The organism is Acinetobacter baylyi DSM 14961 = CIP 107474, assembly GCF_000368685.1.
GTDB lineage: Bacteria > Pseudomonadota > Gammaproteobacteria > Pseudomonadales > Moraxellaceae > Acinetobacter > Acinetobacter baylyi.
Genome location: NZ_KB849623.1, coordinates 216910 through 241351 on the forward strand (window position 1 = coordinate 216910; position 24442 = coordinate 241351).

Sequence of the window (24442 nt, forward strand, 5' to 3'; positions counted from 1 at the left end):
AGTATTTTTTGTGGCAAAAGTTGCGGGCTTCCGCTTTGAGTTAAAACAGCTATTCCACCTGATGTGGCCAATTTTGATTACGCAATTTGCGCAAGCAGGTTTGGGGCTCATCGATACCATCATGGCAGGACATTTATCTGCCAATGATCTGGCTGCAATTGCGGTTGGTGTTGGCTTATGGATGCCAGTCATGCTGCTATTTAGTGCCATCATGATTGCAACTACCCCCTTGGTCGCGGAAGCAAAAGGCGCCAGAACGCCAGAACATATTCCTGTTATTGTTCGCCAGTCATTGTGGGTTGCGGTTTCACTTGGTGTGATCGCGATGCTGATTTTACAACTCATGCCTTTTTTACTGCCGATCTTGGGCGTTCCCGAAAGTTTACAGCCCAAAGCTGGCTTGTTTTTACATGCCATTGGTTTTGGCATGCCCGCAGTGACCATGTATGCTGCGTTACGGGGCTATTCCGAGGCACTTGGCTATCCCCGACCAGTCACCGTCATCAGTCTATTAGCACTGGTTGTGCTGGTTCCACTGAATTATATTTTTATGTATGGTATCGGCCCTGTACCGCACTTAGGCAGTGCAGGCTGTGGTTTTGCAACTGCCATTTTACAATGGCTGATGCTGATCACACTGGCCAGCTATATATATCGTGCCAAAGCCTATCAAAGCACTCAAGTGTTTAGTCATTGGGAAAGAATCAATCTCACGTTAGTCAAACGTATTTTAAAACTCGGTTTGCCCATTGGATTAGCGGTATTTTTTGAAGTCAGTATCTTTAGTACAGGGGCAATTGTATTAAGTCCACTGGGTGATACATTGGTCGCTGCGCATCAGATTGCCATGTCGGTCACATCGCAACTGTTTATGATTCCGATGTCACTGGCGATTGCACTGACCATTCGGGTGGGAATGTATTATGGAGAAAAAAACTGGGTATCCATGCGTCTCGTACAGAAACTCGGACTTGCAACTGCCACTTTTTTTGCTATGTGTACCATGAGCCTGATCTGGTTTGCACGCCCACAAATTGTCGCAATTTATACCCAAGATCCAGCCGTATTTGATATTGCTTTATATTTACTACTTTTTGCGATGGCTTATCAATTGATGGATGCCTGGCAAGTGGGTGCCGCAGGCTGTCTTCGTGGCATGCAGGACACCAAAGGTCCGATGTGGATCACCCTGATTGCGTATTGGGTCGTTGCATTTCCAGTTGGAACTTATCTCGCACGTGTCGCAAAAATGGGGCCTGCGGGTGTTTGGTTGGGTTTAATCACTGGTTTAAGCATTGCCTGCGTTTTACTTTTGATGCGTTTATATCGCAATAACCATAAGTTGGCGCAACAATCATAAAGAAAGAAATCCTTCCAACGGATTAAGGTCATCAATCCATTGAAAGGATTTGAAGCAGAATATCAGGCAGATTTTGCTTGTGGACTTGCGCCAATTTGCCAGACAAAAGGTAATTCTGCCCGATTGACTTCCCAATCCCCAATCGCTTTTTCTTTATAGATCAGTGGATTGTGAGATGATACCGTTCTTGCATTACGCCAGAAACGATCCAGTTGTTTACTGGTACTTGCAGCCGATGCACTTAAAGCATTGAATAATTGACTTGTTAAGCCAAGAACCAATTCTGCAATCACTACCTGCCCTTGTGCAGACTCAAGCTCTGCATCAATATTGGCCTGATGCTCTTTTTCACCGTCTTCAGCAAAATGGCTTAAATAGGCACGCTGTAATGCCTCAGCAGTACGTTGGGTAATGGCCTCACTGGCATAGGCCTGTGCAGATGCCTTACCAATGACTTGTAACACTTGAGGATCATGTCGTACCAGATCGGCATTGCCATGACTGAAAATACGCTTACGATCCCGCACTTCCTGACTAAATGTTTCTACAGCAGCGTATGCAATACCCGACAATGTAGCCAGATGAATTACCTGATAAAATGCAGTCTGGTATTTGAAACGCTGATCAAACGGCAAAATATGTGAAATAGGTACTTCTACCTGATCAATGGTTATGGTGCCACTTCCTGTTGTTTTTTGACCAAAACCATCCCAATCATCTTTGATCTCGACCCCTTGCGCATGACGACTAATCGCTGCAATCACATTTTGCTGGCTCACTTCGTCAAATGCAAACAGATCAATCCAGTCAGAGAAAATACTCCCTGTCGAATAATATTTTTCGCCACTCACAATACGCTGGCCTACACTATTTTGAGTAACTCGGGTAATGACATCACCAATCTGTACATTGCCCACTTCAGTCCAGGCATTTCCAACCAGGTCTCCTGCAACAAAGCGCTGAAACCAGATTTGCTGTGATTGCGTTTTATGTGCAATCAAACGATCTTCGACAAAAGCAAAATGTCCACGCAATGCCTGTACAATATTGGAATCAGCTTTCGCCAGCTCAGTCAGCAACTGAAAAAGCTGAGGTAAAGAAAGACCTTCCCCGCCATAACGAACAGGTACACGTACTGCACCAAAGCCTGCTTGTTTAAGCCATTCGATTTGCTCGAAAGGCAAAATTCGTTGCTGTTCACGTGCTAAAGCACCTGCTGCAATTTTTTCAAAAATAGGGCGAAATTTGGTTGCAACCGTTTCATAATCTGCACCTAAAGAAAGCTGCTCTTGAATATGTTCAAATTGACTCATGGTTTAATCCTCATTTTTATCTTTGTTTTAGCTTTTTCCTTAACTCCACGGATGGCGTGGCGGCTGTACATTATTTAAGTAATAGTTACCCACAATGTGATACTTCCAGCGCACAGGATCATGTAATGTGTGAGTTCGTGCATTACGCCAGTGGCGGTCCAGATTCAGCTCTGACAAGGTTGAACGTGTTCCTGATAACTCAAATAGCTTATTACTTGCCAACAAAGCAATTTCAGTAGTCAGTACTTTTGCTTCCGCCACAAGTAAGGTCGCTTGTGCGACATTTTCTTCGCTAGGTTGTACAATTGCCTGATCAATCTGGTCGGCTGCCAAATCCAGAACAGCTTCGGCAGCACGCAACTTGATTTTTAGATCACCAATGCTGGCAATGGTATAAGGATCGTCAGTTGCACGTTCAAGCCCTGAATCAATCCATGGTCGACTATGTGTTTTGACATAACCAATCGTTTCTTCAATTGCACCTCGTGCAATTCCTGCATCAACTGCTGCCTGAATAAACTGTGAAATCGCACCTGCTGGCGTTGGGCGTTCAAATGCATGGTGAATAGGCACCAGATAATTTTCATTGACCTCAACCTGATTTAATTCAACCGTTCCACTTGCTGTTGTGCGCTGCCCAAAACCAGACCAGTCATTAATAATATTTACACCTGAAGTATGTTGTGGTACCAATGCTGCAACGGGCAAGCCATCCTCATTCACTGCAACGATTGGAATCCAATGTGCCAACAAAGCCCCTGTAGCAAAAAATTTTTGCCCATTAATTTCATAACCCTTGTCAGTTTTGCGAATGGTCGTTTCTAAATCTGCAACAGTTTTTGCATTTTTTTCAGAAAAGGCATTGCCTAAACGTGTCCCTTTTAACACCAGATTAAAAAAGAACTTTTGCTGTTCTGGACTCGCATCCAAACGCAAATGCTCAATAAATACTAAATGATTTTGTGGAATCTGACCCAGAGAAGGATCCACACTTGAAATGGTTTTAATCACTTCTGCCACAGTCCGATAACTGACGCCCGCACCACCAAATGACTTAGGGACAGTGATCGCCCATAATCCACTTTGTGAAAATTGCTGGATTTCATTCAATGGTAAGCGGCGCTCCTGATCACGCAACGATGCTTCTTTGGCAAATGTTTGTGCGAGCTTTTTTGCAGTTTCAACTGCTTCTTCATCTGAACGAATAATGTGCGCATCTTGTGTGTGCTCAAAAAAATTAAATGGCACAGAATTTGCTCGATATTCTTCACTATGAGCGACATTTAAATGACTCATTCTGATCTACCCTCTTGATGAATTGTGCTTATTTGTGACAACAACATAACACCAAAAAATGGGCTCACTTATAGAGATTAACGCATTGTTTATGAATTGTTTTTTGCAAAGCTTTTCAGAAAATTGTATTTATTTAAGCTCTTGTTTACATTGTGGTATTAACAGCATCTAAACAATTTCAACTATGCAATCAATTTAATGTCACCTATGATCAAAACTGAAAAATCGCTATGCGAAGGTATCTAATATGGCAAAGAATGCGAGCTCACCGAGTCGACGTTTTATGAAGCTTGCAGGCATGACGGCAAGTATTGCAACCAAAACGGTCTCCAACTCCATCCGTAATCTGACTGCCGATGATGAGCAAAAACTTGCCTCAAAAACCAAACTTTTTCAGGATATTGGCATCCAGATTGCGGATACTCTGGGTGAAATGAAAGGCGCGGTCATGAAAGTGGGGCAAATTGCCTCACAATATAAAGATATCTTCCCACCCGAAGTGGCCAAAGCCATCGCAAAATTACAGCGTCAGGCACCAGCCGTTCCTTTCAGCGCAATTCAACAGCAAGTGGAAAAAGAGCTCGGTAAACCGCTACTCCAGGCCTTTCAGTCTTTTGATCAACAACCTTTTGCCGCAGCATCAATTGGTCAGGTACATCGGGCTGTTTTGCCAGACGGACAAGAAGTTGTGGTCAAAGTACAATATCCTGGCGTTGATGAAGCCTGTGAAAGTGATCTAAAACAGGTTCGTCTTGCTTTACGCTTGATGGGTGTGATCAAGATTGATAAAAAACTTCAGGATCAACTTTTTACAGAAATTCAGGACAGTCTGTCTGACGAGCTAAACTATGAAATTGAAGCTCAAAATCTTGAAGTCTTTAAAACGTTTCATCAACAACTAGATAATAAAATCATTATTCCGACTGTATACAAGAACTATTCTTCACGACGTATTCTGACATTGAGTCTGGAACGTGGCGATTCCATTGAAACTGCAAGTACTTGGCCTCTTGAAACTCGAAATCAAATTGGTCGACGTCTCATTCGTGCACTCGGACAAGAAATTTTTTACCTTAAACGTTTCCATTGTGACCCTCATCCTGGCAATTTTGCATTTCGTGAGGATGGTACTGTCATCATTTATGATTTTGGTGGTGTTAAAACATTAAGTAGCGATATCGTTAGTCATTTTAAACATTTGGTACAAGCTGCTCGCCAGCAAGATATTACCGCCATTGAAAATCATCTGGATGCCTTGCATTCGCTCTCGGATAAGGGATTATTCCCAGAAGAGCTTTATTTACAATGGTTAGAAGTGCTATTACGTCCTCTTACTACACATTACGATTTTGCTGAAAATTCAGCACATCATGATGGTGTAACACTTGTAAAAAAATCTTTAAAATACTGGGATGTATTCAAGCCTTCACCAGATACGCTGATGGTCAATCGAACTATTTCTGGTCATTACTGGAATCTGATTCATTTAAAAGTGCATGATGATTTAAGCGATTTGTTTGAAGAGTTGGTACCAACCACCATTAACTAATTGATACAGGTATCTGCATAGAGATCATTGACTATACAAAATGAAATAATATAACATTACATAGTTAGGCAAGAATAAATTTGAGGTTAATATGAGACAAGGTATCCATCCAGAGTATCAACAAGTTTTGTTCCACGATACCAATGCAGACGCGTATTTTATTATTGGTAGTACCATCCAAACCAAACAAACACGTGAATACGAAGGTAAGGTTTATCCTTACGTCACACTTGATATCTCAAGTGCATCGCATCCGTTTTACACTGGTGAAGTACGTCAAGCAAGCAATGAAGGTCGTGTTGCCACATTCAATAAACGCTTTAGCCGTTTCAAACGTTAATTTTTCCTTAAGTTTATTCATCTAAACTTATTGTATTGGAAGCCTATGGAACTATCTCCTCCACCTGGGCTTCTTTTTTTGTCTACATTTTCTTTATACCGTCTGTGTATAAAGCTTAAGTTATCCACAATCTCAAAGATTTCATTTTAGTTTTATTCATCTGCATGATTTTCTGATTCATTTTTCATCGTCTTTCAGGCGGATATCGCCCCATTCAATGGTATGCTTGATCCTACTTTTGATATGCAATTGAATGACGGAACCCCATGGTACAAGAACTTTTAAAACAGCTTCAAAATGGTGAAGCCAAATTTGCTGACGTTTTAGCTTACATCGAATCGCGTTTTGAACATCAGCCAACAGCTTTTAAAAATGGTCAACAACAGAATGCAGCCACTGAAAACCAAGGGAGTGCAAAAGTATTTTCATTGGCACAAATTGAAGGTTTAAATCAGACTGAAACTTTAAGCTTATTTGCAGAGCATTATGCTGCTGTTTTAAATACACCAGAAGGTACAGATCATCAAAATATCCGTCAGTTTATGCAACATGGCTGGGATGGTGTGACTTTTGAAGGTGAGGCACTTCAGGCCAAATAAAATAATAAACGCATAAAAAACCCAGATTCCTCATCTGGGTTTTTTATTTGTCTCTTAAAATTAATTCATGCCATCCATCATGGTTATAGATCTTTAAGCATGTTATTCAGTATGAAAAACATGGACTATCAAAAACCATTTAAGTTTAAGGTCGTTCAGCATATTGTGGCAGATCATCGGTAATGGTATCCCACTCTGCTTTATGCGCCGCAAAAATATGCATACTCGGTTTTTGCTCGATTTTGGTATCGAGTGTTCCAATCCTTAGCCGATAATATTCAGGCGTATCGGTTTTAATACTCATAATTGGTGAACCACATTCACTACAAAAACAGCGCTGTGTGGTCGGGGTCGATTGATATTTTTTGAGCAAGTGCTCACCTTGCACAATCTTAAAATCATCTACATGCACAGGGGTATTAGTGGCATAAGCCGTGCCGTTGGCTTTACGACAACGCTGGCAATGGCATTCTATGATGTCTCCCAAGCCATGACCTGAAATTTCATAACGAATGCCCTGACATAAACAGCTTCCCGTCAATAATGCAGCTTGTGACATGAAGATACTCCCTCTCGTATTTATTGATTTTTCAAATAAATTAACAGGTTTTATGAATGAGGAAAATAGCCAATTTAATTTAGTCAGCATTTAATTGTGCATGCACACCATGCGCTGTTATACGTCCTGTCGCGAGACATGCAGTTAATAAATATCCACCTGTAGGCGCATCCCAATCTAACATTTCACCACAGGCAAAAATAGCTGATGTATGTTTTAACTTGAGATGCTGATCCAATGCATCCAAGGAAATACCGCCTGCACAGCTAATCGCTTCTTCAATCGGTCGAAAGCCATGAATGTTTATCGCAAGTTGTTTGATATGCTGCGCCATTTTTTTTGCATCATTCCAATCGGCTTTGTCTACCACATCACGTACCAATGCGATTTTAGTTTTATCTAACCCAATTTTTTGCCATAACGTATTTAAAGACTGTTTTTTGCCTTGCTGTAGTTTTTGTAAAATCTGTTCCACACGCTGGTCTGGCAGCAAATCTAGATATAAAACGGTTGAATTTTGATTTTGCATCGCTTCACGCAAATCACGATTACAACGATAGACCAAACCACCTTCCAGCCCATAATGACTGATGACCATTTCGCCAAATTGAGGAACTTTCCCCTGAACCCACGCTTGAATCCGCTTTAAAGGTTGCCCAAAAATTGCTTGTAAATAGTCAGACCAATTGACCAAGACACCCACATTACTAGGTTGAAACGGCTGCATCACTGACGCATCTAACCAGCTTTGCCATTTGCCATCACTCCCCAGTTGAGGCCATGACAGTGCTCCACATGCCAATACGATGGCATCGACTTTTAGTGTATGTCCTTGCTGTTGTACCATATCCAGTACTGTCAATTGGTCATCTTTAACATTCACGACCTGATGCCGATATCGAAATTTCACCCCACGATCTTGCAAACGCTTGAGCCATGCTCGCAGTAAGGGTGCGGCTTTCATTTCATTTGGAAAAATCCGGCCTGAACTGCCAATGTAAGATTCAATTCCTAAACCGTGCATCCATGCTTGAATCTGCAGCGCAGAAAATTGCTGGATCATCGGACGTAGCCAGTCGGCATGATCATAACGTGCAATAAAAATTTCTAAATCTTCGGCATGACTGATATTAAGGCCTGTTTTTCCCGCCATCAAAAACTTACGTGCAGCGGATGGTTTTTGCTCATACACCGTGATGTCGTAATGACCCAGCTCAGATAACATTTCGGCACAGGCCAGTCCTGCTGGCCCTGCACCAATAATCGCGACCTGCTTATTCGGCATGATTCTGACCCAATAAAGGCATGAAATTATCAAAACGCGTTTGATAGGTTGCAGGCTTGCTGATCACCAATTGCTGACACGGCTCACCACGCTCCAAATATTTAATCTCAAAATGAGTACGGGCTGAGCCAGATGCAATCACCTGTTTTTCAAATGGTAATTGCCATAATTGCTCTAATTGCTGAGCTGCCTCTGCAATATATTCAGGAATATTACTGGCCAATGTAATTGTTCCTTCTGGCTTTAAGCGTGACAGTAAAAACTCAAAAAATGGCATATTCAGCCAGCGCTGTGCAGGATTATGTGGCTCAGGATTCGGATATAAAATAAAAAACTGTTCGACTTGCACAGGATAAAGTGTATGGACAATCCACGGCAAAGCATCGGCATGAACAGGATAAAGATTTGGTCGAGGATCAAGTACCTGTTGTTTCTGCATAGCCAAAAATTTCTCTTTGGTGCGTTCAACGGCGTATAAGGTTTGTGCAGGTTGTAATCCGCTAAATAACAACGCATGTTTGCCCTTACCTGCACCAATTTCCACACATATAGGTGTGTTCTCAATGGCTTTAAAATGACGAGGGGCTTGCATACGGTGGGCTTGAAATTGACGAATCGGCATAATCACAGCAAACTATTCAAGTAGAGTATTGAAATCAGGCTTAAGTCTAACAACTGATTCATGCTTTGCCTAATATCTTGATGATGAAATGAAGGATTTTATAATGCCACGTACATTTCCCTGCCCTCGTTGTGGTCAGCCCTCTGTCTGGGAAGGTAATGAAAGTCGTCCCTTTTGTTCAGAACGCTGCAAACTGATTGATTTGGGTGCTTGGGCCAGTGAAGAATATAAACTCAAAACTCAAGATGCACCAACTTCTGGAAAAGGCCAGCATTCTGACGATTACGAAGATTAATCTTGAGCTTACAGACTTAAACTCAGACTTTTTTTGGCGTATAGTGATGCCATTTTGAATTTCATGGATATATCGCATGACCAAGCAGTTTGCTGTAATTGGTAATCCAATTGAACAATCCCGCTCACCAGAACTTCATCATGCTTTTGCAGAAAAGCTGGGAATTGAGCTGAACTACAGTAAACGACTTGCACCTCTCGATGGCTTTGAAGCCAATGTCAAAACTTTCTTCGATCAAGGTGGCTTGGGAATAAATGTCACTGTTCCATTTAAGGAACAGGCATTTGCCATGTGTCATCAACTTACCGAACGTGCCAAAATTGCTAAAGCGGTAAATACGCTCTGGATCGAAAACGGTCAACTTCATGGGGATAATACCGATGGTCAAGGTCTAGTCGATGCCATTCAAGCTCTAAACTGGCCTTTACAGGGTACTCGTATTTTAATCCTTGGTGCTGGCGGTGCAACACGTGGCGTGATTTATCCACTGGTTCAGGCAGGCGTCACTGAAATTGTGATTGCCAACCGCACACAACAGCGCGCTGAACAACTGGTTCAGGATCTTGCTGGATCCGTTTCAGAAGCAACATTGAGGGTTATGACACTCGATCAGTTACACGGCAATTTTGATCTGGTTATTAACGCAACGTCTGCGAGCCTCAGCGGCGATGCACTGGTATTGCCAGAAACACTACAGTTTAAATATGCTTATGAAATGGCATATGGTAAACCCTCTTCTTTTCTGGATCAGGCCAAAGCTCGCGGCGTTCCTACAACAGAAGGTTTCGGTATGTTAGTCGGTCAGGCGATTGAAGCCTTTTCAATCTGGCATGGGGTCAAACCAAATCTTACCGATTTTTTATAAATATCAATGCTGTAGAATTCAATTTTTAAAAAAGCGAGGAATACCCTGAGATCGGGCTAAAATATAGGGTCTTGCAACCTTAGACAAATATATTACCCCTTTTGTATGAGGTAATGGTATTCCTTAAGCTCATTCGCATCCAGATGCTCTTCCTGCAATAACAGCTCATGTCCTAAATGTGTACAAAATTTAGGAATATCCCATGATGTTGAAGGATCTGTGGCAAATACCTCAACAATATCTCCAGATTTTGATTTACGAATCGCCTGATGCAGCATCATGACAGGTTCGGGACAACGCAACCCTCGTGTATTTAACTGAATTGCTGGCGTAAGATCGTGTTCTGGCATGCTCACACTTCATTTCAAAAAACTGGCCGTAGTTTAACATAAACTTGTTCGGTCTCATTAAATTGAGGCTACTTACCTCATCAATTTGAATCATTTACTTTTTCCCGCCGATTGGATGATGCATAAGCACATTTTCTTCGGTATGATTAAAATTCATTTTTAGCATAAGAGTCTTTAGGAAAGATCATGCACGAGGAATCAGGCCCATCGTGGGGTATGCGCGGCTTACGAAAATGGCTCGGTACTGCGCCAGAAACACGCGATGAACTGCTTAAATTAGTTCAAGATTCACGTCGTTTTTTAGAACCCGATACCGTGGCGATGCTTGAAGGTGTCCTTGACCTTCCTGCCACAAAAGTACGCGAAGTCATGACTCCTCGCACCTCAATCATTAGCTTGCAAGAAGACGACGAGTTGCTCGATATTCTGCATGTTTTGATTGAATCGGCACATTCCCGCTTTCCGGTTTTTTCTTCTGATCAGCCAGATAATGTCGTTGGAATTCTTCTTGCCAAGGATCTTCTGCCGTTCTTGACAGAGCCCAGCGCCAAGGTCGATGTCCGTGCGCTGATGCGCCAGCCATTATTTGTACCTGAAAGCGCCCGCTCAGATCAGGTATTGCGTATGCTCAAACATACCCAAACACATATTGCGGTCGTCATTGATGAATATGGCACCACTTCTGGTCTGGTAACCCTTGAAGATATTCTTGAAGAAATCGTGGGTGAAATCGAAGATGAGCATGACAATGTCGATGAAGAAGCGCAATACATTGTGCCAGATCATGCGCATACCACAGCCAATTCATGGATGGTACAAGCACTTACACCAATCGAACACTTTAATACTGTTTTAGATGCTGATTTTTCTGACGATGAAGTAGAAACTGTCGGCGGCTTATTGCTTCAAGAAATTGGATTGGTGAGTGACCTACAAGGTCAGGTGATCGAACTGGATGACTGGCAATTTACAATTATTGAAGCAGATGCACGCACTATTCATCTGATTCGAGCTGTACATAAATGAGAGCATACTTTGAGCAGCTGTTAGGCAATTCCCGACAGCAAAAACAGCTTCCTTTTATTTTTCCTTTTTTAATTTCGCTATGTTCTGGCGCAATATTTAGTCTCGCTTTAGCACCTTATTATTATTGGTGGATTGCGATTTTATCTCCAGCTCTGCTTTATGCCGTATTACATCGTCGCTCAGCCAAACAGGCATTTATGCTGGGTTGGGCCTATGGGCTGGGATTATGGTTTGTCGGGGCTTTCTGGCTTTATACTTCCATTCATGTATATGGCGATACCAATGCCATTCTCAGTGTGTTGATGATTGCGATTATGGCACTGGTGATGGGCTTATTTACTGCCATCCAAACCTGGTTTTACCGCCGCTTTTTTCCCGAAACGCCTTTAACTTTTGCGCCCATCTGGATTGTCTTTGAATGGGCAAAAACTTGGGTGTTTACAGGATTTCCGTGGTTATTTGCGGGTTATGCATTCACCGAGCGTTTTTTAGATCACTATGCACCTTTGTTTGGTGTATTCGGTGTTTCCTTTGTGGTTATTACCTTAGCTTGTGCTTTGGTTGAAATCATCAAAGGGCGTATTTTCTGGCTCATTCCATCGGGTCTGCTGCTGCTCGGTGCTTGGGGTGCATCCCATTTACAATTTGTGCAACCCAAGAAAGCGCCTCCACTTTCTGTTTCATTAATTCAGGGCAATATTCCACAAGATTTAAAATGGCTGACCGAATATCAATTTAAAACGCTCATGATTTATGCCAATTTGACGCGTTCAGAATGGGGACGAGACCTGATTGTCTGGCCTGAATCTTCAATTCCAATGTTTCAAACCGATATTCAACCTTTTCTAGATGCCATGAACCAACAGGCAAAAAATCGAGGTTCGGCATGGGTCACTGGCATTCCTTATTGGGATGTTACAGGTTCGCGGGAAGTGGGGACGCCACTCTATTATAATAGCATCATGGCTTCTGGCGATAATTCTCAAGGCCTCTATAAAAAACAGCGTTTGGTTCCGTTTGGCGAATATATTCCGTTGTCTGGTCTATTAAGTTGGGTACTACCAGCGTTGCAAAATGATCCGTCTATGAGTGGATTTAGTCAGGGATCAAATAATCAGAAACCGCTCATGATCAAAGGTCATCGACTTGCTGCTGCCATCTGTTATGAAGTGGCTTATCCAAACCTGACCAGACGCAACGCAGAAAATAGCGATTTTCTGGTTACGGTATCTAACGATGCTTGGTTTACGGGTACGGCTGGCCCAATGCAACATTTACAGATGGTGCAAATGCGGGCCAAAGAAAATGGACGCTGGTTTATCCGTGCCACCAATACTGGAGTGACTGCATTTATTGATAGCCAAGGTCATATTGTGAAACAAGCACCTATTGATAAAGAAGCTGTTTTACGTGGCGACTTACCTGCAATGCAGGGTGAAACCTTATACACCCGTTTAAGTGACTGGCCGATCTTACTGTTTTCGGTTCTATTGCTGATTCTGGGCTGGATCTATCGTCCACGTCAGGTCGATGTGTCATTTAAATCACGTCGCTAATTGCTAAATGTGTCGGGCTTTTAAAACCGAGATGGTTCACCCATCTCGGTTTTTTTATACATGTTGATGAGTTAAATTCATTTTTTTAGGGAAATTCCCCACTGCAACGTCCCATTGATGACTTAAATTTTCTGCCTGATAAAACTAAATGATTTAAACGCTGGGTTTTTAACACCAATCGCTTCGCCAAAACAGATTGGCAAAATATAGGTAGGCTTGCATGCTTTTTTTCAAAGACTTCAACCAAAATGATTTTTCCTACGCACCATTCGATTTTCAAAAATTCTACTATCCGATGATGTCAGTCCTATCTGATTCTTATGACTCATCTTTGAAACTATGCTTTATAAATACATATGAGTTTAAATACCCAAATTTAAAGTGAGGCCCAAGCTCCTCTTTCAATCCGATAGATTTACCAAGTTGCACTTAGATAAGATAGCATTGCAGCCAAACTCAACATCGGGAGATAGCCATAAATTGAAAATATCACCTGTTCAAGTGTTGAAATCTCTTGCTGTGCATTCAGTTTCATTACAGTTGCTTTCAAAGCTGAATAAAAACTTAGAATCAAAACTGCACTAAATATACTGAGAGCAATAAAACCCACAATAATCTGGCTGCTTGCATCAGACATCTGCCATAGGCTTAAAATACCCTGACTGATGGGCAGTAAACTAAGAATCAGAAGAACAGATTTAAGCACAGACCAGTGAAACTGATTAACGTCATCTGATAAAAATAATGCTCTCATGCTATCTTCTCCGACAGTAAAAATACGACTTATTGTTATTATGCAAGCTTTTATTTAAATAAAAAGTCTATTTTTATTCATAAATCAGCTTTCTTGTAACCAGTACAGATAGAAGTAATTCTTATTATAAATCTCAAATCAGAATATTATTATTTATCTAATAAAATCAGAACTTTGCTTTTTAAACTGTATCGATATCGATTATCACTTCATCTTGGTTTTATTTAGTTTGAGTGAAGTGATAATCTACTTAAAGCAACAAATTATTTACCACTATAATAAATATCTGCATCATTACCTTCGCCGCCAGCTTTACCGTCAGCACCGAAAGAATATAAATCGAAAGCTCGACCTTCCGTGCCAGGAATTACATATTGAATGTCATTCTCCCAACTGTCTTTAGGATATCCCCCTTTTACATAGCCACCTGGTAGCCAGTTCTTTGCTGTTGCAGGTTGATTGACCAGTGCATCAAGTCCTCCTTCCTGCATGGTTGGAAAATGTCCATTATCTAGCTTGTACTGATCCAGTGCGCCTGCCACTCCTTTCAAAGTAATTTGTGTAGTGTCTACTTTGGCTTTCTCACCGCGCCCCATAACATTCGGAACGATCAGCGCTGCCAAGACACCTAAAATCACAATCACCACCATCACTTCAATCAAAGTGAAGCCTGAAACGCGTTTCGGACGAATCATTTTTGTTTGAGTCGCAGAGACACACGTATTATTTAAAATTGTTTCTTTCTGATCCATTTTCATCTCGAATATCAAATTTTCTAAATCATATTATTCATATTAACGATCGGTAGCATGACTGCAATCACAATGACCAGTACGATGGCTGCCATCAACACCAGCATTAAAGGTTCGAGTAATGCCAACAAGGTTGAAATAAATGTCGTGACTTCACGATCCTGCATGGTCGATGCGCGTTCAAGCATCCGATCCAGCTCACCAGACGTTTCACCGCTTCGAATCATTTGTACCATCATTGGTGGAAAATAACCACATCGTTCCAGTTGTGTACCCAAGTTCCCACCTTCTGTGACTTTTTCTGCCGCATGATTGATGGCATCACGGATCACCCAGTTACTACTGACCGCGGCACCAATACGCAAGGCATCGACCAAAGGCACGCCTGATTGAGTCAAAATAGACAGGGTACTTGCAAAGCGCGCCGAGTTTATACCACGTGATAATTTACCAAATAATGGCAATCTGAGTGTTAAACGATCAAACGCATAATGACCTGCATGGGTTCTTAAAAATCGTATAAACAAAATAATGGCAATCACGCCAAAACTCATTAAAAATGGCCAAGCAAGACGAATAAAATCACTGGCTTTCATGAGCGCAACCGTAATCCAGGGCAATGCTTCTTTGCTCTGATCAAAGGTTTTGACAATATCTGGCACCACATACGTCATTAGTCCCATCACAATGGCAAACGACATCAGCATCAGGATAATCGGATAAATCATGGCGCCCTGAACTTTCTTTTGCATGGCAAAGCGGTTTTCGGTGTAATCCGCAAGCTGATCTAAAATCAGATCTAAATGCCCTGAACGCTCACCCGCAGCAATGGTCGCAATATATAGATCAGGAAAACGGCCTGACTGCTGCATACCTTGCGCCAGTGAATGCCCTTCTAATACCTTGGAACGTACCGAGAGCAGTAAATTCTGGACATGTGCTTTCTCACTCTGTTTAGCCACGGCACGCAATGCCTCTTCAAGTGGAATAGCCGCAGCCACCAAGACTGATAATTGACGCGTCATTAATGCAAGATCATAGGCAGTAACTTTTTTTTGGAACCATGTATTTCCCTGACGTTTATCCTTTTGCTCGACAGGATCGACAGCAATGGGTGTCCATTCACGATCACGTAATTGTTGACGAATCTGACGGGCAGAATCTCCCTCCAGAACACCCTTTTGCTGTTTTCCAGATGCATCAAGTGCGGTAAATTGATATGCAGGCATTGTAATGCTCTAGTTTTTCCAAAAAATAATCATGTTGATGTTGCATCTTTCCCTCAGAATCCTTCATATTTTGGGGAATTTGCTCACACTGTGTGAGTATAGTCCTGTTTAACCCCAATTAGAGTGACGAAATAAATTTATGCCACTAACGCCACCCCAGCCTTCAACTGAAATTTATCGTGTTCGTGTGGCTGTTCCTGTGCATTTATACGATACTTTCGACTATAGCGTAAGCCAGCAACAATATGAACAGGCACAAGCTGGCGCACGCGTACTGGTTTCATTTGGCAGACAATCACTGATTGGGGTAATTACTGAAAAACTCGCGCCAGATCTTCCCATAGACCCGCGTTTTCAATTAAAAACAATACGCGAACTGATCGATCAAGCGCCTATTTTAGATACCAAAGTTTTAACTTTATTGACATGGTCGGCACATTATTATCAATTTCCGATCGGTGAAGTCATTCAGACAGCGCTTCCAAGTTTACTCAGACAAGGTAAATCTCAAGATGTTTTAACTTATATCTGGAAAATTACCGCACATCCAGAGGCCGAATCAAAATTAAAACGTTCACAAAAACAGTATGATGCCTATCAAATTTTAAAGCTTCATCCCACTGGAACGACAGAAACTATTTTAAACTTGAGTGGTGTAGAAACTGCAACCTTACGTGCACTGGCCAAAAAAGAATTGGTTGCTTGTACACAGGAAATTCAAGACTTTACCCCGATGCCTGTGCAACTGGCACAAATGCCGCTCACACCCAATCCAGATCAGCACAATGCAATCCAACGTGTATTAAAGTCCCTGCATCATTATCAGGCATTTTTGCTAGATGGCTTGACGGGTAGCGGCAAAACGGAAGTCTATCTTCAGATCATGCATGAAGTCCTCAAGCAGGGAAAACAAGTGCTGGTGCTGGTTCCAGAGATTGGACTGACACCACAGACCATCTCACGTTTTAAATCCCGCTTTCATTGTGATGTTGCTTTATTACATTCTGGACTCAATGATTCCAAACGATTACAGGCATGGCAACAAGCCAAAATGGGTAAAGCCTCGATTATTTTAGGAACACGCTCGGCCATTTATACGCCATTACCACGACTGGGCTTAATTATTCTGGATGAAGAACATGATTTGTCTTATAAGCAACAGGAAGGTTTTCGCTATCATGCGCGAGACGTTGCCCTATATCGTGGTTATTTAGAACAATGCCCTGTAATATTAGGCTCGGCGACCCCCAGTATAGACAGTTATCATCTGGTGGAACAAAATAAGCTTGAGCTACTCCAGCTCAATCAGCGTGCTGGTGTCGCGCTATTACCTAAAATGCACCTGATCGATCTCAAGGTTGCCAAAAAGAATGAGGGACTCAGCCAGATTCTCATCGATCAGATTCAACACACACTGGATCGTCAGGAACAGGTGCTGATTTTTTTAAATCGACGTGGCTATGCGCCTGTTCTGGTCTGTGAAAGCTGTGGCTGGCAAGCCAATTGTCCAAATTGCGATGCGCATTTCACATTACACACTCAGCCTTATGGTTATTTACATTGTCATCATTGTGGAACGATTCATCGTTTGCCCGAGACCTGTCCCGAATGTCATCATCACACCTTAAAAACGCTGGGCATGGGAACAGCAAAGGTGGAAGAACATCTGAAAACACTGTTTCCTGAACACGATGTGATTCGAGTCGATCGTGACAGTACCAGTCGTGTCGGAAGCTGGCAAAAAATCTATGACCGAATCCAGCACAATAAACCCATGATTCTGTTAGGCACACAAATGCTGGCCAAGGGGCATCATTTCCCTTATGTAACGCTAGTGGCTATTCTGGATATTGATGCAGGGTTATTAAGTGTCGATGTTCGCGCACCTGAACGAACAGCTCAATTAATTGTGCAGGTGGCAGGTCGTGCAGGTCGCGGTGAACATAAAGGTCATGTCTATATGCAAACCTTGCGTCCAGATCATCCGATGCTGACGACACTGATTGAAAAAGACTATCGGGCTGTGGCGAAAGATATGCTTGAAGAGCGAAAAGCAGCACGATTACCGCCTTATCGCTACAGTGTACTCATTCGATGTGAATCACGTGATCGGGATTATAGTCAGGCTTTCTTGCAAGAGATTGCGCAGATGCTTCAGCATCAAGCGGGCGACAGTATAGAAATTTGGGGACCCATTCCTGCCCCGATGGAACGTAAAGCAGGACGTTATCGGGCACATATGGTGATCTTGGCGCAAGATCGGGCGCGTCTACATTTCTTCTTGCGTCCATGGTGGGCTGAGGTGATTCAACTCCCTCGTCAGCATCAATTACGTTTATCAATTGATGTTGATCCACAGGAATTTAACTGAAATTTAAACATCATGGGTGGATAATGCTAAAGTTTTATCCACTGCTATATGATTGATTGCCTCAGAGTCGCCCATGTCCTTACTGTTACAAATCACCATTTTCCTAGGTGCTGCCCTTCTTCTTGTACCGCTGGGTAAACACTTGGGTATTGCGACTGTCCTTGGTTATTTGTTTACAGGTATCCTGCTAGGACCCAGTATTTTAAATATTGCGAGTGATGCCAATGCCATTTTACATATGGCCGATTTTGGCGTGATTTTATTGATGTTTCTGATTGGACTGGAATTGCAGCCACAACGACTGTGGCAGTTACGTCATTCCATTTTTGTGATGGGCAGCTTACAAGTGGTGCTGACAGGCATTGTGCTGATAGCCGTGATTATTTTGCTATTCAAGCTGGATATTGCCAGTGGTTTTGTACTCGGTTTTGCACTGGCACTCTCCTCAACTGCCTTTGTTTTACAACTGCTTGCAGAAAAACAGCAACTGAGTACCACGTATGGTCAGCAGTCTTTTTCAATTTTGCTGTTTCAGGATATTGCAGCGATTCCGCTACTGGCCATGATTCCATTATTAACTGGAACCTCATCTACACACCATGGTATTGCCTATTTCGCTGCGATTATTGCGACATTTACAGGGCTATTTTTATTTAGCCGCTATATCATGCGGCCATTTTTTCGTTTTGTTGCCAAAAGTGGTGCAACAGAACTGATCACTGCGGTTGGGCTATTTATTGTGCTGGGTGTGGTGATGCTGATGGACTTATTAGGAATCAGCACAACTCTTGGTGCATTTTTAACAGGCGTTCTTCTCGCAGATTCAGAATTTAGACACGAACTTGAAGCAAGTATCGCGCCATTCAAAGGCCTTTTACTTGGTCTATTTTTCATGACCGTGGGCATGACCACTCAAGTTTCACTTCTCCTTGATATGCCTTGGCTGATTATTGGTGGTGCGCTGGGTCTAATTCTGATCAAAGGCATCGTGCTGACCGCAATCTCGCGCTATTTTAAATATAGCTGGCAAAACAGTCTGCTGCTGGCTGCCTGCTTGGCACAGGGCGGTGAATTTGCCTTTGTGATTCTGAAAGTAGCGCAAAAAGAAGGGGTTCTTGCTCAAGCGATGACGGATCCAGTGATTTTGATTGTCACTGTGTCTATGGTCATGACACCTATATGCTATTGGCTTATTCAGAAACAGATTCTGCCTTTGTTTTCTAAGGAACATCCACCTGAGTATGATGCTATTCCACAGCATGAACATCCCATGATTATCGCGGGTTTTGGTCGTTTTGGTCAGATCATTGCCCGGAATGCACGTCTCAATCATATTGGGTTTACTGCCATTGACAATAATCTCCAGCAAATCGATTTTGTCAGACGTTACGGTGGCACATTATACTATGGTGACATCACCCAACCCGATATTTTACGTGCCGCAGGCATTGAAAAAGCAAAGGTTTTTATTTTAGCGATTGATGATGTCGAAGATAGTATGAATGTCGCACGTCACATTCGTCTCAATTATCCTCAAATCACGCTGATGGTCAGAGCAAGAGATCGTTATCAGGTTCATCTATTACGTGATCTTGGGGTTGAGCATATCTGGCGTGAAACTTATCTCTCGTCGTTAGGTATGGCCTATCGTGCTTTATGCGAATTAGGTATTCCAGAACAACAAGCCTATGACAATATCGAACTGTTTAGAGACTATGATGAAAAGTTGTTGACCCAGCAGCAAAATATTTACAATGATGAGCAGAAAGTTTTTGAGACGCATCGAAATGCACTGGCAGAACTCGAACATTTGTTTGAAAGTGATGAACGTCATCAAACTAAACGTAATTCTGAGGTTAATTTAAAACGCGGACTGGAAAATCATCGGATTGATGTTACACGAGATGATCCTTTATGACTTGTGTTTTACAATATTGACACCATTAAGACAGGGTTATGGAGAAAAATATGTCTGACCTACGCCAACGCTTTTATATTGAGGACTGCCCTGTTCGTGGAGAAGTCGTTCATCTTGAAGAAGCATTACAAACCATTTTGTCGCAACGTCCTTACCAGCCTGCAGTTCAAATATTGCTTGGTGAAATGCTCAGTGCAACGGCGTTACTGGCAAGCACCCTTAAGATTAAAGGTCGTATCAGCCTACAGATTCAGGCATCGGGAACACTTAAATGGGCAATGGCTGAATGTACGCATCTGGGTGAAGTGCGTGGTTTGGCAGACTATGAAGACGATCCGCATTTTCAAGAGGCTTCCGATAGCAGTACGGTATTAAAAACCCTGCAAAACCCAGTTCTGTTTATCAATATTGAACCTGAGTTTGGGGAGCGTTATCAAGGGATCGTACCACTTGACCAACCGACACTCGCTCGTTGTTTGATGCAGTATTACGATTTGTCTGCGCAGATTCCTACCCATATTGTATTGGCTACCACCACTGAACGCTCTGGTGGTTTACTGATCCAGTTATTGCCTCGTAATAACGAAGAAGAACAGCAACTGATTGATGAAGACATCTGGCCACGCTTGACCATGCTGACAGAAACGCTGAAATCAGAAGAACTTACACAGCTCTCGGCCAATGAAATTCTGTATCGCCTCTATAACGAAGAGCAAGTAAAACTTCCTGAAATCGAGCAGCTTAAGTTTGGTTGCACCTGCTCTAAAGAGCGTTGTGCTAATGCCCTGATCCAGATCGGTGTCGATGCTGTACGTGAAACACTGGCCGAACAAAATCCAATTTTAATGGATTGTCAATTCTGTCAGGCCAGATACACCTTTACTGCTGAAGAAGCTTTGGGTTTATTTGGTGAGCATTTGAGTTAATCAACACGATGCTATATCGGCGTTACTTATAACGCCGATTATATTGCATAGGGCCTGATCAGAATATTTCTCTGGTCAGGCCTTTTTCATAGACATTAGCGTTGCCAAAAACCCACATTTTGTTGTTGATTTTGTCTTGTAATTGATCAAGTTATCATCATATATATAGAAATATATCACTTCAAATATTCAAAGAGCTTTTATGGCACAAAATTATTATGAAGAACTTGGAGTCACCCGCGATGCAACTCCAGATGAAATAAAAAAGAGCTATCGCAAACTTGCCCGAAAGTATCATCCCGATGTAAGTAAGGAGGCAGATGCTGAGGCTAAAATGCAGGCAATCAATGTCGCTTACGATACACTCAGCAATCCAGAGAAAAAAACTGAATATGATCAAATGCTAGATCATCCTCAAGGCTTTTCTGGTTTTGGACAAGGTACTCCAGGTGGTGCAGGTTTTGATGGTGGACAATTTTACCAGCAAGGTCATGCTTCCGATTTTAGTGGCTTTGAAGATTTATTTGGTCGTTTCGGAGCGGGTTTTGGTGGCAGTAATCAGCAGTATCAACGCCAGACACGTAGCTATCGCGGTGAAGATCAACATGCCAGTATTGAAGTTGATCTTGAGGTTGCCTATCACGGTACTACCCAGAATCTGACTTTACAGATTCCAACCTTAAATGCTTATGGTGAGCCTGAAGTTCAGCGTAAAACTTTACAAGTGAAAATTCCAAAAGGAATGAAAGAAGGCCAGCAAATCCGCTTGAATGGACAAGGTCAGGCTGGAATCAACGGCGGTGAAAATGGTGATCTTTACATTGAAATTCAATATAAAGACACTGATCGGATACACGTTGAAGGTGTTGATGTTTATTACACTATTGATGTTGCACCATGGGAAGCTGCACTCGGTAAAAATATTGAAGTGATGACTCCAAGTGGACGCTTGAATGTCAATTTACCTAAAAATGCCCGAACAGGTCAGCAGTTGCGTTTGAAAGATAAAGGCATTCCAAACAAAACACCTGGAAATCTTTATCTGGTGTTGAATATTGTATTGCCAGAAGCACAAACTGAACAACAACAGCAAGCCTATGAAACACTCGCTCAGGCATTTGCCTCATTTAAGCCACGTGGATAAGGAGCCCGCATATGTCTAAGATTCATTATCGTGAAGTGATCTGCCAAGGTGACTTGAATGTCGAAATCCTGGATGAGCAACGTGGTTTAAGCTTAACGCATTTTGCTCAAGTCTGTGGTCAGAGCCCAGATTGGGTGTTACAACTGATTGAATATGATATTTTATCGGCCACTCATCCACATCAGCATCAGTTTTTAAGTGAAGATGTTTCTAGGGCACGCCGTGCCTACCGTCTACAACGTGACTTTGATGCCAGCCTGCCGGCTGTTGCTTTAATGCTAGATCTGCTTGATGAAGTGCATCAGTTGCGCCGTAAGGTTCGTCACCTTCCTTAGCTTTGGCTCTTTTCTATTTTCGCGATAATCTGATTATCGCGAAAATATGACTCGACTAAGCATTCAATTATTTGTAGCTATACTTATCACTGGTGAGCATGCTCTATTTAGTGTTGGCTTAACCATTGATAAGACAATAGACCTAAAACAGTGCAGAGCAATGATCCCATCAAATGAATAGTGATAAGCGCAATGGCAAAACCATATTTCTGCTGTTGTAACAGATCAATCACTTCGGCTGAAAATGTCGAAAATGTGGTTAGAGCACCACAAAAGCCAGTAATCACAAATAATTTATAATTAGAACTAAGCTGCATATTGGCAAACAGGGCAATTGCAAAGCCGATGATAAAACCACCCACCAGATTCACTAAAATGGTACCAAGCGGAAAATTTTGAAAGGTTGAATTAAACTTAAGACCAACAAACCAGCGTAGCCATGCACCCAATACAGCACCACAGGCAATTGAAAGCAAGGAAGAATACATATACATGCTCCTGATGAATATTCAGACAGAGCACGCACAATACATCTACGCCCCTGCTGAAAAGAGGTAACGTAGACATCATTAGCCAGAACGGCGGTTTTTGCGAGGAGGAATGTCATCTCCTATCTGTCGAGTTTAGCCTAGCACTTTCACAATGTGAAGTCTGTGATCGTATCAATTTGGACGCTTATTTAAATCGTGTGATCTTTTCAACTTCTTTAAGCGTTTGTTTAATGGGTTCATAATCTAGAAACCAGAACAGATTAACATTCCGCTGGTGTTTCTGTTGTGCCAGCATCTCAATGACACTTTTCTCACCTCGCCCGACCAAATGTTGTCGATAAAAATAATATAAAAGTAAGACCGTGCTCAATAGCATCGCCGCCAACATCATCCAGAATCCCTCTGGAGATTTGAGGCCTGGAATGAACTCAAAATTCATACCATACACCCCCGTTAATAGCGTTAAAGGTGCAAAGACTGCGGTAATGATGGCCAAAATACGCATGTTTTCGTTGGTTTGATTGGCAATCGCATTAAAATGTAAATCGATGGCTGACTGAATCGCAGCTCGTAATCTGGAGGTATGTTTCTGTGTTCGCTCAATATGACTCCCCAGATCATTCATTCGAACTAAGAGTAAATCTGGAGACTCAGCAGCATGTTCGCCCATTAGATGATGGTAATTTTCAACCAGTTCATCACGTAGTTCTTGTAAGGTTTCAATCTGCTCTTCACATAAATTTTCGACTTGCTGAAACGCCATATTTTCCTGAAATAATTGGGGCCATTGGTTAAATCGCTTGCGTCCTTGAAGTAGCTCTCGCTGCCAATGTTCGACCCGACGAGTCAATGGTGTTCTCAGATCCAGATAAGCATCAATCATGCTATTGAGCATTCGTAAGGTCAGATCAATCGGTGTCGATGGAAGTTTACGCGGTTTATTCTGCTCTTCAATACTACGCTGTAAAATTTGCTCAAAACGTTCTACATAGTGATCAATGGCTTTATTTCCTGTTTCACGAATACTGATCAACACATGCTGACTCATAATAAAGCTAATCGGTGTGGTTGCCAGACCAAAAATACTTTCATGAATCTCACCTGTCACATCACTATTGGAGATCTGATCATCGGGTGTGATAATTTTCCTAAAAATGAGTAGATCATAATCTTCCATAGTGTCAAATGCACATGGATGATCGATATTAAGAATATCTCGAATATGAAACTCATTGATACTCAGATCTGTGAGTCCTTTAATATTTTTCTGCCACTGCTCTGCATGATTGACAACATCTTCACGTACACAGTCTGCCCATTTAAAAATGAGCTCATGATCAGTCATGCGTTCACGACTTAAAAAAATATAGTTGTCTGTAGTATGTCGGTAAAAGTAGTAAACCTGCATGCGTAACCAGCTTAGATCATGATCAATGAAATTGATATTAAATGATCTTTGCATGAAAAACGCAGCTTTCACAAAATTTCTAAATAAACATTCAATTCA

The 24442-nt window shown here is 42.1% G+C and carries 24 protein-coding genes and 1 riboswitch; of the genes, 13 read left to right on the forward strand and 11 right to left on the reverse strand.

Going from position 1 to position 24442, the window contains the following annotated elements:
• Positions 1-10: 10 nt before the first annotated feature.
• A complete protein-coding gene (locus F952_RS01035; protein ID WP_004920318.1) occupies positions 11-1360 on the forward strand; it encodes an MATE family efflux transporter in 1350 nt (449 codons plus the stop codon).
• A gap of 62 nt (positions 1361-1422) precedes the next feature.
• On the opposite strand, the gene F952_RS01040 is transcribed toward F952_RS01035, so the two are convergent.
• Together F952_RS01040 and F952_RS01045 are read right to left on the reverse strand one after the other, a co-directional pair.
• On the reverse strand, positions 1423-2673 hold the full coding sequence (locus F952_RS01040; RefSeq protein ID WP_004920321.1) for an acyl-CoA dehydrogenase family protein: 1251 nt from the start codon (positions 2671-2673) through the stop codon (positions 1423-1425).
• Positions 2674-2712: 39 nt separating this feature from the next.
• A complete protein-coding gene (locus F952_RS01045; protein WP_004920325.1) occupies positions 2713-3969 on the reverse strand; it encodes an SfnB family sulfur acquisition oxidoreductase in 1257 nt (418 codons plus the stop codon).
• 247 nt (positions 3970-4216) lie between these two features.
• On the opposite strand from F952_RS01045, the gene F952_RS01050 reads away from it, so the two are divergent.
• The 3 genes from F952_RS01050 to F952_RS01060 all read left to right on the forward strand — a co-directional run bounded on the left by F952_RS01050 (position 4217) and on the right by F952_RS01060 (position 6457).
• Positions 4217-5518: an ABC1 kinase family protein gene (locus F952_RS01050; RefSeq protein WP_004920327.1), complete on the forward strand. Its 1302-nt coding sequence runs from the start codon at positions 4217-4219 to the stop codon at positions 5516-5518.
• 91 nt (positions 5519-5609) lie between these two features.
• The gene (locus tag F952_RS01055) at positions 5610-5858 is read left to right on the forward strand and encodes a type B 50S ribosomal protein L31 (RefSeq protein ID WP_004920331.1); all 249 of its coding nucleotides are present in this window, start codon (positions 5610-5612) and stop codon (positions 5856-5858) included.
• Positions 5859-6124: 266 nt separating this feature from the next.
• Positions 6125-6457 carry a HopJ type III effector protein gene (locus F952_RS01060; protein WP_004920334.1) on the forward strand — a complete coding sequence of 111 codons (333 nt, stop codon included), beginning with the start codon at positions 6125-6127 and terminating at the stop codon, positions 6455-6457.
• Between the two features lie 145 nt (positions 6458-6602).
• Here the strand turns inward: F952_RS01060 and F952_RS01065 are convergent, their stop codons facing one another.
• The 3 genes from F952_RS01065 to F952_RS01075 form a co-directional block, all read right to left on the reverse strand.
• The gene (locus F952_RS01065) at positions 6603-7016 is read right to left on the reverse strand and encodes a GFA family protein (protein ID WP_004920338.1); all 414 of its coding nucleotides are present in this window, start codon (positions 7014-7016) and stop codon (positions 6603-6605) included.
• Between the two features lie 79 nt (positions 7017-7095).
• Positions 7096-8301, reverse strand: coding sequence for a TIGR03862 family flavoprotein (locus F952_RS01070; RefSeq protein ID WP_004920342.1), 1206 nt, complete (start codon positions 8299-8301; stop codon positions 7096-7098).
• Complete coding sequence (locus tag F952_RS01075; protein ID WP_011182044.1) at positions 8291-8929, reverse strand: class I SAM-dependent methyltransferase; 639 nt, start codon at positions 8927-8929, stop codon at positions 8291-8293. Before F952_RS01075 ends, F952_RS01070 begins: the two co-directional genes overlap by 11 nt.
• Positions 8930-9026: 97 nt before the next feature.
• On the opposite strand from F952_RS01075, the gene F952_RS01080 reads away from it, so the two are divergent.
• Both F952_RS01080 and aroE read left to right on the forward strand, forming a co-directional pair.
• Positions 9027-9218: a DNA gyrase inhibitor YacG gene (locus tag F952_RS01080; protein WP_004920346.1), complete on the forward strand. Its 192-nt coding sequence runs from the start codon at positions 9027-9029 to the stop codon at positions 9216-9218.
• 76 nt (positions 9219-9294) lie between these two features.
• Positions 9295-10083 (forward strand): shikimate dehydrogenase, encoded by a 789-nt coding sequence (gene aroE, locus F952_RS01085; protein WP_004920348.1) that lies wholly within the window; start codon positions 9295-9297, stop codon positions 10081-10083.
• 92 nt (positions 10084-10175) lie between these two features.
• Here the strand turns inward: aroE and tusA are convergent, their stop codons facing one another.
• The gene (tusA, locus tag F952_RS01090) at positions 10176-10433 is read right to left on the reverse strand and encodes a sulfurtransferase TusA (protein ID WP_004920351.1); all 258 of its coding nucleotides are present in this window, start codon (positions 10431-10433) and stop codon (positions 10176-10178) included.
• Between the two features lie 186 nt (positions 10434-10619).
• Between tusA and F952_RS01095 the strand changes: the two genes are divergently transcribed.
• The gene (locus F952_RS01095; protein WP_004920354.1) at positions 10620-11459 is read left to right on the forward strand and encodes an HlyC/CorC family transporter; all 840 of its coding nucleotides are present in this window, start codon (positions 10620-10622) and stop codon (positions 11457-11459) included.
• Positions 11456-13015, forward strand: coding sequence for an apolipoprotein N-acyltransferase (gene lnt / locus F952_RS01100; RefSeq protein ID WP_004920357.1), 1560 nt, complete (start codon positions 11456-11458; stop codon positions 13013-13015). The genes F952_RS01095 and lnt overlap by 4 nt, the downstream gene beginning before the upstream one ends.
• Positions 13016-13430: 415 nt before the next feature.
• Here lnt and F952_RS01105 read toward each other — a convergent pair whose 3' ends face one another.
• The 3 genes from F952_RS01105 to gspF form a co-directional block, all read right to left on the reverse strand.
• Positions 13431-13769 (reverse strand): hypothetical protein, encoded by a 339-nt coding sequence (locus F952_RS01105; protein WP_004920361.1) that lies wholly within the window; start codon positions 13767-13769, stop codon positions 13431-13433.
• Between the two features lie 263 nt (positions 13770-14032).
• Positions 14033-14464 carry a type II secretion system major pseudopilin GspG gene (gene gspG / locus F952_RS01110; RefSeq protein ID WP_343681850.1) on the reverse strand — a complete coding sequence of 144 codons (432 nt, stop codon included), beginning with the start codon at positions 14462-14464 and terminating at the stop codon, positions 14033-14035.
• Positions 14465-14544: 80 nt separating this feature from the next.
• Positions 14545-15750, reverse strand: a complete 1206-nt coding sequence (gene gspF / locus F952_RS01115; RefSeq protein WP_004920366.1) for a type II secretion system inner membrane protein GspF — start codon at positions 15748-15750, stop codon at positions 14545-14547.
• 139 nt (positions 15751-15889) lie between these two features.
• Between gspF and F952_RS01120 the strand changes: the two genes are divergently transcribed.
• The 5 genes from F952_RS01120 (at position 15890) to F952_RS01140 (ending at position 22444) form a co-directional block, all read left to right on the forward strand.
• A complete protein-coding gene (locus tag F952_RS01120; protein WP_004920370.1) occupies positions 15890-18121 on the forward strand; it encodes a primosomal protein N' in 2232 nt (743 codons plus the stop codon).
• Between the two features lie 73 nt (positions 18122-18194).
• Positions 18195-20039, forward strand: a complete 1845-nt coding sequence (locus F952_RS01125; protein WP_004920372.1) for a monovalent cation:proton antiporter-2 (CPA2) family protein — start codon at positions 18195-18197, stop codon at positions 20037-20039.
• Positions 20040-20089: 50 nt separating this feature from the next.
• Positions 20090-20965, forward strand: coding sequence for an Hsp33 family molecular chaperone HslO (gene hslO / locus F952_RS01130; RefSeq protein WP_004920374.1), 876 nt, complete (start codon positions 20090-20092; stop codon positions 20963-20965).
• Positions 20966-21167: 202 nt separating this feature from the next.
• On the forward strand, positions 21168-22109 hold the full coding sequence (locus F952_RS01135; protein WP_004920377.1) for a DnaJ C-terminal domain-containing protein: 942 nt from the start codon (positions 21168-21170) through the stop codon (positions 22107-22109).
• An 11-nt stretch (positions 22110-22120) separates the two neighbouring features.
• Positions 22121-22444 carry a chaperone modulator CbpM gene (locus tag F952_RS01140; protein WP_004920380.1) on the forward strand — a complete coding sequence of 108 codons (324 nt, stop codon included), beginning with the start codon at positions 22121-22123 and terminating at the stop codon, positions 22442-22444.
• A 107-nt stretch (positions 22445-22551) separates the two neighbouring features.
• Here the strand turns inward: F952_RS01140 and crcB are convergent, their stop codons facing one another.
• A complete protein-coding gene (crcB, locus tag F952_RS01145) occupies positions 22552-22932 on the reverse strand; it encodes a fluoride efflux transporter CrcB (protein WP_004920383.1) in 381 nt (126 codons plus the stop codon).
• Positions 22933-22997: 65 nt separating this feature from the next.
• Positions 22998-23064, reverse strand: a riboswitch (Fluoride riboswitch).
• Between the two features lie 55 nt (positions 23065-23119).
• Positions 23120-24343, reverse strand: coding sequence for a magnesium transporter CorA family protein (locus F952_RS01150; RefSeq protein ID WP_026056988.1), 1224 nt, complete (start codon positions 24341-24343; stop codon positions 23120-23122).
• Positions 24344-24442 lie beyond the last annotated feature (99 nt).